We start from the raw sequence: 12027 nt of genomic DNA, 5'->3' as shown, positions 1-12027 counted from the left end.
ACGCCGGCTAAAATTTCTGATATAGATTATTTTTTCGCCATTAGGCATTTTAGGCAAATCTAAAATCTGCCAGGCTGAAAAAGGGAAATGACCCATCGCTTAAAAAATATATTTTTCCAGAAGCTCACATTTCAAGAACTTCCCAGTGGCCGCCTTTAGCCGAGCCGATTCCCTTGAGTAGAAGTATAATTTTATAGTGATACTCATACTGTTTTGACTTCTAATTCACCGTAATCCGGTTAAATTCATAATAAAAATAATAAATTAAAAAACAATAACTGTTCCACAACAAAAAATTTATTAACTGTCCTATACTCTTCTACAATATGAACACTGTTTGGCTTCCTCTCCTCAACGACCCCAGATTCCTCAAAGAGCTCTCAACACAGGGTCACTCTACGGAAAGAAATTTCATGGAGTATAAAACGAGATACAGATTAAGATTGTCTGGTTATGCTCCAAATTACCTTTCAATTGATTTTCATTCCATACAGTCTAAAGAACTAAGGGATAAAAACTGTTTTGTAATAAGGACCGGAAAAGGTAATTTTGTCATTTTTGATGAAAACAGGTTTGAAAAACCCTATTTAGATCTGGACTTATCCGGAGCGGAAGAACTTAGCTATGAAATCCCGGAGAATTTCGAGCATCTGGAAGATGCTTTTAAGGAAAATCCGATTGAAAATTCCTCTATAGAGCATTTATGGTTTTTAGGGGTTTTTAAGCAAATAATAGGCAGGATCAGTTTGGAAAACGAGTGTTACATAGGTCCGAGAGGAGGTAAAAGATCTACCTTTGACGTATATTTCAAAGATAAAAAGACACAGGAAGTCATTAAAGTTTTTATCTATGAAGGGCAGGAAGATCTGGATTATTCGATATTTACGGAAAATTGTATTTATTTCTTTGAAGGGAAAAACTTTCCCGACGGGAGAGGCGGTCTGGACCTCGGCTGGCACAAAGTCATTTTTCCGGCAAGCAGGTTTAAAAAATATTCAAACAAAAGACTGATTCCCGGATATTTCTTGAAACTGGGGACAGTTGCTTATTTTGCCGTTTTCCCTGATTTTCAATTCTTTAACGGAGGGGTCATTCTTAATGATGAGAAGCAGTTCATTCCAAAACAGATTTTTAAAATCGATTTAAAGAAATATTGACGTTTACTATTTAACTTTTTTTGCAAAATTATACGGGATGAGTGGATCGAACTTATAAAAAGTTTCATTTTATTCTAACAGCTAACACTAGGACAAGCTTGAATGTTACGCAAAAAACTTTAACCCAGGCGGAAGTTTAGGATATACGCCCATCTCTTAAAAAATATATTTTTCCAGAAGCTCACTTTTAAAGAACCTCTCCGGTGACGATCTTTAGCCGAGCCGATCCCCTTAAGCAAAAATATAATTCTACAGCAATACTCACACTGTTTTGACTTTTATTCCACCAGACGTCGATTCACAATAAAAATAATAAACGTTGCAAACCACTATTCCTGCAAATGAGCCAGGACCAAGTACAATGAACCTCCATGAATTTATCAAAGGCGGAGAATCCGAAATTCTTGAATTTAAGGAAAAATTCGATGAAAGGACTGTTGAATCGGCTGTAGCTTTCGCTAATGAAAAAGGAGGAACTATCTTAATAGGGGTTTCAGACAAAGGAGCTATAAAGGGCACAGATATTGGAAAAGAGACCCTTACACAATGGGCAAATCAGATCGCCAGCAAAACTGAGCCTCAGCTTATCCCTTTGATTGAGGTACAGGAAATAGAAGGAAAACACATCGTTGCAGTAAAAATTTTCGAGTACCCGTTAAAACCAGTCTCGGTTAGGGGGAAATGTTTCAAGCGGGTAAAAAGTAGCAACAGAGTCATGAACGCCCAGGAAATTTCCGAAATGCATCTACAGGCAACCGGCATGAGCTGGGACAAGTTTCCGGCAGTCGGCAAATCCCTGGAAGATCTCGATTTTGAGAAGGTTAAACGGTATATGAGAAAAGCGGCAGATACGGGGAGAAAAGCTTTCTCAGAAGATGAAACCCCTTTACAGATTCTTGAAAAGATGGAACTAGTGAAAGACGGAAGACCTACATGGGCTGCCGGACTTTTGTTTCGTAAAGAAGATAGACCATTTCTCTCACAGGCTGTTATCCACTGTGGAAGGTTCAAAGACCACACAATTGTTATCGATGATCGGTTGATTGAAGGTACTCTCTTCGAACAAATTGATGAAGCAATGGCTTTTGTTCGGAAAAATACAAACGTTAAATTTGTAATGACCGGCAGGCCAGAAAGGGAAGAGATCTGGGACTACCCGCTGGAAGCAGTTCGAGAAGCGGTTGTTAATGCAGTATGCCACAGGGACTATACTTCACTTTCAAATATAGAGATACGAATTTATGACGAGGAGCTTATAGTTTGGAGCCCAGGAAGTCTCCCTCTCGGGATTACCCTGGAAGATCTTTTTAAATCACATGCATCAAAGCTTCGAAATCGGGGAATTGCTGAAGTGTTTTTTGATGCAAAACTTATTGAGCAGTGGGGAAGTGGAATAGAAAAAATGCAAAAATACTGTAGAGAAGCAGGGCTTCCTGAGCCGGTTTTTGAGGAGTATCAGGGTTTTCGTGTAATATTCAGGAAAGGACTCTACAACGAAGAATACCTGCGGGAACTTGGCCTTAATACAAGGCAGATTGAAGCGTTCTTTTATGTGAAAGAAAAAGGGCGAATTACAAACAAAGAATATCAAGAATTATGTAAAGTAAAGGATAGGCTTGCAACCAAGGAACTAAAAGATCTGGTTACTAAGGATATCTTCGAAAAAATCGGAACTACAGGAAAAGGTACTTACTACATAATAAAAGGAAGAATAATCCCGTACTAAAGCCGCTATAGCCGCACTAAAGCCGCACTAAAGCCGCACAAACGCCTTTGAAGCTGAATTATTAGTCGTCAATCTATCACTTTTAGGATTTGCCCCTCACTGCTCAGTACCCTGATAACTTCACGAGCTGACGGGGTGGGAAGTTTTGGCATGAGAAGAAACCTCTACCGTTGTAGTAAAAACCTGCCCGGCTGCCGGAATCTGGGCGTCCTCATCTTCAAGATAAAGCTCGATTGCCTCCTTCAGGTTCTCGATAGCTTTTTCGATCGTTTCTCCCTGACTTGCGATATCAAGCTCAGGACACCAGGAGACATACCACTTTCCTTCTTTATGAACGATGGCTGAAAACCTGTACGTTTCTTCCATAATTAAGAGATTTCCGCAAGGTTATAAAAGATTTCTCTTACGGACGCCGGCTAAAATTTCTGATATAGATTATTTTTTCGCCATTAGGCATTTTAGGCAAATCTAAAATCTGCCAGGCTGAAAAAGGGAAATGACCCATCGCTTAAAAAATATATTTCTCAAGAAGCTCACTTTTCAAGAACTTCCCATGGCCGCCTTTAGTTTGGACTAGATATGTAATTATATACTAGTGTATACTTCTTTTAAGCAAAAAAATTGTAAGATTGTGAACTGAATTACAAATAATGTTTCAAATTTTAGATATAATAACGGGGCTCTTGGATGGATGTAGGCATTTTATTAAATTGTTTATCGAAAATTAATAAAGATAATATACGTGCCACTTATCATTTTCAAGAAAGAATTAATCAACGTAAAAGTGAAGTACATCCAGATTTAATGGAATATACAACATAATACTTAAGGAACAGCCTGTTGGAATACTTAAACAAGAAGAGGATAAGTTTAAGCTCTACTACGAGAGAACAGAAAAATACGACCTGATCGTTATAATAAGTATTAAAAGCACCAGTCCGCTAATACTCAACCTGGTGACCTGTTTCCTTGAAGAGGCAAAAAAGAGGAGGAGACCGGATGAGGCAGGAATCTCTGGTAACTAAATACGATTACGACTTTGAGAATGACAGCATTTTCTTTTACGGAAGCGATAAAAAGTACAAAACTTCCGCTGATCTGGATGGTATAATCCTTGATATTAGCGAAGACCATCAGATCATGGCTATCGAGATTCTTGATGCTTCAAAAAGATTTAACCTTGCAAAAGAAGATCTGCGCAATGTCAGATATTTTGAAGCCGCCATAGATATTAGTCAGGAAAATATCAGGATAACCATGAAAATGAGCGTTAGCAAAAGAAATAAACTGGTTGACAAAGGCCTTAATGCTCTGGGATTGAACAGTATTAATCTCCCTATAAGCAGTCAGGAAATTGCGCTTAACTGTTAATTTATTTTCTAAAAATCTCGAAAGGATCAATATGCCATTAAAATATCTGGAGCAGAACTCTCTACACATATTAGACCCTGTTGCCATTAGCAAGCTACATTCCTTATTTGAAATGAATGAAAAATCCAAACCTCCCATATCACGATACAGAAAGTCCGAAAAGGAATTAATGGATTTCTTAAAAGGCTAATAGCTGTCCAACCAATTTTCTTTTTTTAAACAAGTCTAAATAAGAAGAGGCACACTTAAGTGAGAGAATTCACCGTCGTTATTGAACAGGACGAAGATGGAATCTACGTAGCTTCTGTTCCCGAACTTCCGGGATGTCATACACAGGCAAAAACGCTTGACGAATTAAATAGAAGAATAAAAGAAGCAATTGAACTCTACCTTGAGGTTAAACCTGACAATGGGTGAGAATTAACCTTAGATTGACAAAATCACAGAAAAGAAACATCCACCGTCACAACTTCACCATGTACCTGAACCTCTCCACCCGTGAATTCCAGAACAAGCTCAATAGCTTCCTTAATATTGTCGAGAGCTTCTTCTTTAGTCTTTCCTTCACTTATGGCAGCAGGAATTTCAAGGCATTGGGCAGTATAGCCTCCTTCATCAGACTTTTGAAGCCAGACTTTAAACTTCACGGTCATCCTCTCCCGGTATTCATCAACTTCTCGTTTGCGGTCAGGATCTCGACTCCGAGTTCGCTGAAATCCTTGTCATGGGTTACGAAAACCAGATTTTTTGCACGGCAGACCTGGGCAAAGAGGAGGTCGTTGAAATCGTATTTTCCCTGCTCGAAGAGGTCCATGACTTCGGGGAGGTCTATCGCCTGCAGTTCGGGGTCGCAGGCAAGGGTGCTTTTAAGGATTTTTCTCACATTGTAGGCTATATCCTGCGCAATCGCCCGGAAGGCAAGGGAGTTTCGGAATTCCTTGAACCGCGTAAAGTCGGTCTGCTGCTTGAACTCGATCCTGGAGAAGGCGTTGATAAACTCCGAAATTATCATGCAGTTTATGTAGATCGCGCCTTCGGAGTTCCGGATTTCCCTCAGGGCTCTGGAATAGGCGTCCGACCGCTGGTCAGGCCAGCCGATCGGGCCGTAAATGTACAGCCAGATGTTGGTGTCAAAGAAGTAGTCTTTGCCTTCGGGAAAATCATATTTGTCTATGGGATGGACCTTTACAGGGAGAGGTTTTGCGGACCTGGATGCCACAGCGCGAAGCCTCGGGCGGCGCTTTACAGGATAAACGGTTGCGCGGTGAATGCTCTTACGCATCCTCTTCTCCTCCAAGCACGTCTTTCAGTGCCTTTCTACAGGTATACGCGTGCTCAAAATAGGTTTTCGCCCGCTCGATGACCCTCTTAAGAATAATCTCATCTTCCTCGGAGATATCCGTGAATAAGAGGTTGCTCTCAATCTGTTCTGCGGGAAAACAGCCGTAAAGCTGCCCTATTGCCGAATTCAGGAAGGCAGGCGTCAGCTCACTCGTCTCTGCAAAAGAGAGCTCGATTGCTTTATTTTCGCAGAGCGCGGCTGTAATTCTGTCATAAACTTTCTGTCCGTCGCAGGCGGCAACACAGCAGTTTTCCCCGGCAGTTTCAAAAACATTGATTTTTACCCTTTCTTCCGTAAGTATCCCCATATGCTTATACTCATAATGCTTTAAAAAGCTCAGGGTCCAAGCCCGAAATCCGGGCATCCGGATGCCACACGGTTTAAGTATTCCTGAATCTCAAGGCACAGTCAGCCCTCACTGGGCCTTTTTAAATAAGAGCCAGCCTTTTTCCCCTTTTCCGTATTTTGTCCTGATTAAAACGTAATCCCCATTCAGTTTTTCTCCCTCAAGTGTCACCACAATTTCCCTTTCTTCACGCTTCAAAAGCTTAAAAGTTCCCCTATCCCAGATCTCAACCGTGCCGGCTCCGTACTCTCCAGCCGGGATTTCTCCCTCGAAATCGGCATATGCCAGAGGATGATCTTCAGTCTCGACAGCAAGCCTTCGAGTTCCTGCCTCTTTTGGAGGCTCCTTTGGTACAGCCCAGCTTTTCAGAACCCCGTCCACTTCCAGGCGGAAATCATAATGAAGGTTGCGCGCGGCATGCCGCTGAACCACAAAAATCGGCTTGTCAGAATTTTTTGTAAAATTGCTGGCTAATGGTTCAGGAGTCTTTTTAAAATGTCGCTTTTTCTCGTATTCTTCAAGCATGAGAGATCAATAGAAATTATGGCTATGGCAAGATAAAGGTTAATATTGAGGGTTAAGAGCGGAGAAGTAAGAAAAAAAAGAAAAAATGAAGAAAAAATGAAGAAAAAATGAAGAAAAAATGAAGAAAAAATGAAGAAAAAATGAAGAAAAAATGAAGAAAAATGAAGAAAAAATAAAATTTATTTTCTACTTCTAGCCAGAGCGTAGTCTGAATAGATTCTTAAAAATTCTTTGTCGGTTTGCAGAAGTACGGTTTCAAACATAGCTACGTGAATTTTTTCTTTTCTGGCAATGTCAAGCAGAATTTTGCGGATTTTCTCGCTTTTCGCCAGGTTCGCCATCTGCTCATAAATATTGATAGCATCGAGTTCAGCAATCATGGCAGCTCTGAGGATTTCCTTGTCAAGGTCTTCAGGTCTGGTTTTGTCAAGGTCAGCAAGTGTTTCCGAGAGCAGGTTTTCACCCCCTTATAATATACCCTATAGAATATGGAAAGGCAAGAGTAATGTTTCTTTCCATTGGAAACATCACCTCAGCCTGGGATATATAAATTAATAAACCGATTAACCATAAACCGATTAACCGAAACTGGGAAGTTTATCAAAATAAATCAACTGAGATTAAATTCAGATAAGTAAAAACAGGAGATTTGAGTACTCCTAAGAAACCCTCACATGACCTAATTTTTTACGTATTGAGTTTGCCCCATTTTCAAGAAAGATTATGACTTTTTCACTGACACATAACCCCTATACAGGTTTTTGCAGGGATTTACATCAATGAAATAGTTTAATTATATAATAAAAAAATATGCTCAGTTGGAAAAAGACTTATAGACAAATCCCGTAAATAGTTCTATAAGTCAGTCTTAAAATAAAGACAAAGATTAAAATCCCTGCCAGTGCTCAGAGATCTTCTGAAAGCTGATCGGGAGACAATTTCACTGAGGCTAAAAATCTTGAAAATAATAATATTCTCTCTGCTAAAAAAAACGAGGTTTCTTCTGCCTGTGATTATGGTCTTGATTTTGTGCCTGCCGGGCAGCCCGGGTCTTGCTGCAGGAAGTGCCGAAGCTCCTGAAATGCCGCAGAACTGCACACCTCCTGCTGAACCCGCTGTTGAGCCTGCGATTGAAACGGCACCGATGAATCCCGACTTTCTGGAGGGCGTGCAGCCTTACCCCATTGAACCGCTTTCTCCGGGCGACGGAGATGAACAGATTTCAGGCACAGGGTATAAGCCCGCACCTGTGAATCTTCCGGAACTTGAAAGCCCCGGAGGAAGGCTTTTATTGAAGGCTTCAGGCTCGGACCTTCCGCCCGTTTATGATCTGCGCAAGGAAGGGAAAGTAACGGCTGCAAAGAACCAGGGGAAGGATGGAAGCTGCTGGGCTTTTTCAACTATTGCTTCTCTTGAATCTTACATCGTGGGAAAAGAAGGAGAAATATATGATTTTTCCGAAAATAACATGAAAAACCTTATGTCAGACGGCTATCCGCAGGGTTTTGATCTTACTCCCAGTGAAGGCGGTAATGCACTGATATCAACAGCATACCTTTCCCGCTGGAGCGGACCTGTAAATGAATCCGAAGACCCTTATAACGATTCCTCTACCTATTCGCCTGCAGGGTTTCCCGAAAAGAAGCATGTGCAGGAAGCGCTTCTTCTGCCGGGAAAGACAGGTCCTCTGGATAACGAGGTTCTCAAAACCATAGTTAAGGAACAAGGGGCTGTGTACTCCACAATGTACTGGAATCCGGGTTATTATCAGGGAAAAAATCATGCTTATCGATATACGGGAAGCCAGCGTGTTAATCATGCTGTAACCATTGTGGGCTGGAACGATTCTTTTGACAGATATTCGTTTGCACAGGTTCCCCCTGGAGACGGGGCATTTATAGTGAAGAATAGCTGGGGCAATACCTGGGGTGAGAGCGGGTACTTCTATATTTCCTATTACGATACAAGACTGGGATATAATGAAAATGCCGTGTTTTCAGCTGAAAGCCGAAATAATTACGATCATATCTATCAATATGACCCTCTTGGGTGGATAATATCGAAAGAATATACAGGAAGTCTGGTTGCCTGGGGCGGCAATGTTTTCTCGTCGGAAAGAAACGAAACCCTCAGAGCCATAGGATTCTATACTACGGACCTTAATACGGCTTACGAGATATACGTATACAAAAACCCTGTCTCAGGCCCCGTTAATCGGGAACAGGGGTTCATTGCACAGGAAAACGGCCGATACTCCTTCCCTGGATATCACACACATGTGCTTAAATCAGAAGTGCCATTACTTGCCGGAGAGAAATTTTCGATAGTTATAAGATTCGCTAACCCTTCAGCTTCAGGTCCTCTTGCAGTTGAACAGCCTGTAGTCTTTTACAGCAGCAAGGCGCGGGCAAATCCCGGAGAAAGCTATGTTAGCCCTAACGGGATCAGGTGGGAGGATATATCCGCCGGCAGCTCGGAAGCAAATCTCTGCATTAAGGCTCTCACAACTAACAATGTACTTCCTGAGGCTGGCTTTTCTTCAGACCTTACAGCCGGGCTTTACCCCCTTAAGGTCCAGTTCAGAGATCTTTCCAGCAACGCCTTTTCCTGGGAATGGGATATGGACGGTGATGGAAGAACGGATTCAACAGCCCGGAACCCAGCTTACACCTACGGCTCTCAAGGGAATTATGCTGTTTCTCTTACTGTCAGCAACAGTGAAGGATCGGACACCCTGGCAAAACCCGGTTATATAACAGTGATTCCACTTTCAATTAGTTCAGCCAGCCCCGGAGGGAATATCACGACTTACAGCGGAGAGGGGCATGCATTCAACGTCAGTACAAACTATGCCTGCGATATAAGCTGGTATCTTAACGGAGAAAACAGGAAAAACGAATCCAGTGTAAAGAATAGTTCCTACCTGGAGACTATCAGCTCTCAGGGACTTTATAACGTCACAGTCGTTGCCAGAACTGGAGACGGCGAAGTTATACGGAACTGGAGCTGGACAGTTTGCTCCTGGAATCCGTGGAATCGCCCGGCTTCTCAGGAAGGGGAAAAGATAAGTACGGGAGAACTACAGGAAGCTATTCATATTTACCGCAGTGGGCTGCAAATCCCTGAGACCGGAGCGGAACTTACGAAAGAGAGGCTCAGAGAACTTATTATACTCTGGAGAGAAGGTTCAGGCAGGTGACGGTTCTCGCAAGCAAATCAAAGAGAGAATAAAGCAAGAAATGAAGAAAAGAGAATAAAGCAAGAAATGGAAAAAACGAAAGAATAAGGAAGAAATAAAGGGAGAACAAAAGGGAAAAAGATGAGCTGGGAGATAAACTTAGCTCTTCCGTACGTGTTCTCCCTTTTCCAGCACCTGCTCGACTCCTTCCCCGATTTTAACGTTCATAAGAAAATCGTCAACTGTCGCCAGCAGGGAACCTATTTTCTCGGCATGAAACCGGACAGCTACCCTCTCATCACTAATCTCACTTTCCATGCTCCTGAGATTATCCGGTGAAAGAGCTTGCAGAATTTTCGCAGCACACCGCCTTGATTCGGGATCCGGAAATTCTATCGTACCTGTAATTTTCATAAGCGTTCCTCATCATTTTGTCAACTGTTTATCTTCACCGCTTCCGGCTTTTTATTCCGTGGCGTTCTTATGATTTTATCTTGCTACAATTTATCTTGATTTTCCTTTTCCGGGCTTTTGGAGCTGGTCACCTATTATTCGGTCTGCAATGCTCAGGAATTCCTCTGCACTTCCGAGCGGGATTGCAGCCCCGGAAGCTACATTGTGTCCGCCTCCGCTTCCGCCGACTGCGCCTGCGGCTTCCCTCAGGGCGAAAGCAAGGTCAAGACCCTTTGAGACAAGTTCGCGGGTGCCTCTTGCAGAGACTTTGAGAATACCTTCGGATTCGTTTATGCATATAAAGGGAAGTTCAGGGTGAAGGTAGCGTACAACCGTGCTTGCAAGGCTGCCGGTAGAAAGGGCGTCAACTGTAGCAACGTACCAGACATTCTCCCCTTTGCGGATTTTTTCCACATTTTCCCTGATATCCAGTGCGAGTTTTTTCTTATGTTCATTTTTAAAAGAGAGAGCCTCATTGACAATCTCCCGGTCTTTCAGGCAGAGAGAAATAGCGAGCCCATAGATTTTCTGCTTTCCGCATGTGTTAAGAATTGAGATGAAATCGTAAACATTTCTTACAAGTTCCCGGTTCAGGAGTAAAACTTCTCCTATTACTGCTTCAATAGCTTCCGGGCTTGCCTGCCTGACAAGCTTCAGGGTGACAGCATTGGCAAGCTTCGAGACATCTTCCTCGGAAAGGTCCTCTATCTTTCCTGCAAGCCCTAACTGGTCCAGAAATTCTTTAGTTTTTTCAGGGTATCCGGTTATGTCCAGGAAAGGTTCGGTAGTGTACGCAAGCATATCTATAAGATCTCCGTCACCTACTTTGAGCCCTTTCCGGATAGATACGACTCCTGCTTTTAAAGCCTCTTCCAGAATGAAGGCATTGGCGGTATGAAAAAGCTGTTTGTCCCCGATTGCACCTGCAATTGCCAGCCCTGCCAGGTCAATGTTATCTGCTGCCAGTTCTCTGGCTACAAGATAGCAGGTCCCGGAAGCCGAGATGTCAGTGGCTCCATCGATTCCTGCCATATGGGCGTTTACAACTGCCTTTGCCGGAGATTCTCCTACAGGTTTGTGGTGGTCAAGCACTATAACGTCGGCTGCCACCTTACCTATAAGTTCAGGCTGCCCGCTGCCCATATCACAGAAAATAACAAGTTCTTCTCCTGAAACGCTTCGGTTCACTTCCTCAATCACAGCTTCATCCAGCCTTCCAGCTATAGAAACCTGGAAACAGATGCCTGCCCGGAGCAGGGCCTGTGCCATTATTCCGGCTGAAGTCAGCCCATCGGCATCATTGTGTGAGACTACACGTGCAAATCGGTATTTCCGGATTTTTTCGGCTGCATTCTTTGCAAGATTTATCAGTTTCTCAAGCTCGCTCAAAATCCATCACTCAAAAAATTCAATAATAAAGTAAAAAGCCCGAATTAAAACATTAAATTAATACATGCCGCCAGGAACATAAGGGATGTCAGACTATACCGGCTTGATAATATAAAACACATGCCCCGAAATTCTATCAGGGGTCAACTTAATTAACGAAAAAATATATACTCTAAAAAAGCGGCAGGACGTCCTGTAAACTTCGAACATCAGTAGTGTAGCGGTCATCACCGGGCGTTGCCAACGCTCGAACCCGGGTTCGAATCCCGGCTGATGTATAACCCGAATTCCGCGTCGGGAGCACGGGGCCCTTTTCGCTTTGCTCAAGAGGGCGATTTTTAGGTAGAAGAAACTATTTTCTATACCTGAATAAACTAATTTTAAAATTTTGGATGAATATATCTATTCTAAGTTTTTCTTATTTTCGATTGTCACTTCAATTATGAATATTCCAGAGGAGATGTATTTGAAAAAACTGGAGATTGCTGAAGAGCAGGATAAAAAAGCAGGTAGAAAAGGAAGAAAAGCAGCTTTAAGGCT

At 42.5% G+C, this 12027-nt stretch carries 13 protein-coding genes and 1 tRNA gene; 6 read left to right on the top strand and 8 right to left on the bottom strand.

Annotated features, from left to right (window positions below):
* Positions 1-413: 413 nt before the first annotated feature.
* Positions 414-1157: a hypothetical protein gene (locus EQO05_RS06705; RefSeq protein WP_164888486.1), complete on the top strand. Its 744-nt coding sequence runs from the start codon at positions 414-416 to the stop codon at positions 1155-1157.
* Positions 1158-1518: 361 nt separating this feature from the next.
* On the top strand, positions 1519-2883 hold the full coding sequence (locus EQO05_RS06700; RefSeq protein ID WP_164888485.1) for a helix-turn-helix domain-containing protein: 1365 nt from the start codon (positions 1519-1521) through the stop codon (positions 2881-2883).
* A gap of 120 nt (positions 2884-3003) precedes the next feature.
* Here the strand turns inward: EQO05_RS06700 and EQO05_RS06695 are convergent, their stop codons facing one another.
* Complete coding sequence (locus EQO05_RS06695; protein ID WP_128504919.1) at positions 3004-3249, bottom strand: type II toxin-antitoxin system HicB family antitoxin; 246 nt, start codon at positions 3247-3249, stop codon at positions 3004-3006.
* Positions 3250-3882: 633 nt separating this feature from the next.
* Here EQO05_RS06695 and EQO05_RS06690 point away from each other — a divergent pair.
* Both EQO05_RS06690 and EQO05_RS06685 read left to right on the top strand, forming a co-directional pair.
* A complete protein-coding gene (locus EQO05_RS06690) occupies positions 3883-4254 on the top strand; it encodes a DUF2283 domain-containing protein (RefSeq protein WP_128504918.1) in 372 nt (123 codons plus the stop codon).
* Between the two features lie 249 nt (positions 4255-4503).
* Entirely contained in the window at positions 4504-4671 is a 168-nt protein-coding gene (locus tag EQO05_RS06685) for a type II toxin-antitoxin system HicB family antitoxin (protein ID WP_128504916.1), read from the top strand.
* Between the two features lie 23 nt (positions 4672-4694).
* Here the strand turns inward: EQO05_RS06685 and EQO05_RS06680 are convergent, their stop codons facing one another.
* The 5 genes from EQO05_RS06680 to EQO05_RS06660 all read right to left on the bottom strand — a co-directional run bounded on the left by EQO05_RS06680 (position 4695) and on the right by EQO05_RS06660 (position 6922).
* Positions 4695-4901 carry a type II toxin-antitoxin system HicB family antitoxin gene (locus EQO05_RS06680; RefSeq protein WP_128504914.1) on the bottom strand — a complete coding sequence of 69 codons (207 nt, stop codon included), beginning with the start codon at positions 4899-4901 and terminating at the stop codon, positions 4695-4697.
* Between the two features lie 2 nt (positions 4902-4903).
* Positions 4904-5536, bottom strand: coding sequence for a PIN domain-containing protein (locus EQO05_RS06675; protein ID WP_128504912.1), 633 nt, complete (start codon positions 5534-5536; stop codon positions 4904-4906).
* The gene (locus EQO05_RS06670; protein WP_128504910.1) at positions 5529-5903 is read right to left on the bottom strand and encodes an STAS-like domain-containing protein; all 375 of its coding nucleotides are present in this window, start codon (positions 5901-5903) and stop codon (positions 5529-5531) included. The genes EQO05_RS06675 and EQO05_RS06670 overlap by 8 nt, the downstream gene beginning before the upstream one ends.
* 108 nt (positions 5904-6011) lie before the next feature.
* Positions 6012-6467: a DNA polymerase ligase N-terminal domain-containing protein gene (locus tag EQO05_RS06665; protein WP_128504909.1), complete on the bottom strand. Its 456-nt coding sequence runs from the start codon at positions 6465-6467 to the stop codon at positions 6012-6014.
* Positions 6468-6646: 179 nt separating this feature from the next.
* A complete protein-coding gene (locus EQO05_RS06660; RefSeq protein ID WP_128504907.1) occupies positions 6647-6922 on the bottom strand; it encodes a ferritin family protein in 276 nt (91 codons plus the stop codon).
* 560 nt (positions 6923-7482) lie between these two features.
* Between EQO05_RS06660 and EQO05_RS06655 the strand changes: the two genes are divergently transcribed.
* On the top strand, positions 7483-9666 hold the full coding sequence (locus EQO05_RS06655; protein ID WP_128504905.1) for a lectin like domain-containing protein: 2184 nt from the start codon (positions 7483-7485) through the stop codon (positions 9664-9666).
* A 138-nt stretch (positions 9667-9804) separates the two neighbouring features.
* On the opposite strand, the gene EQO05_RS06650 is transcribed toward EQO05_RS06655, so the two are convergent.
* Positions 9805-10059, bottom strand: coding sequence for a KEOPS complex subunit Pcc1 (locus tag EQO05_RS06650; protein ID WP_128504903.1), 255 nt, complete (start codon positions 10057-10059; stop codon positions 9805-9807).
* A 90-nt stretch (positions 10060-10149) separates the two neighbouring features.
* Positions 10150-11487, bottom strand: a complete 1338-nt coding sequence (locus EQO05_RS06645) for a DHH family phosphoesterase (protein WP_128504901.1) — start codon at positions 11485-11487, stop codon at positions 10150-10152.
* 206 nt (positions 11488-11693) lie between these two features.
* On the opposite strand from EQO05_RS06645, the gene EQO05_RS06640 reads away from it, so the two are divergent.
* Positions 11694-11765 (top strand) — tRNA-Gly (locus tag EQO05_RS06640).
* The last annotated feature ends 262 nt before the right edge of the window (positions 11766-12027 follow it).

This window comes from Methanosarcina sp. MSH10X1 (genome assembly GCF_004099695.1).
GTDB lineage: Archaea > Halobacteriota > Methanosarcinia > Methanosarcinales > Methanosarcinaceae > Methanosarcina.
This window is presented reverse-complemented; position numbering and strand designations above follow the sequence as displayed.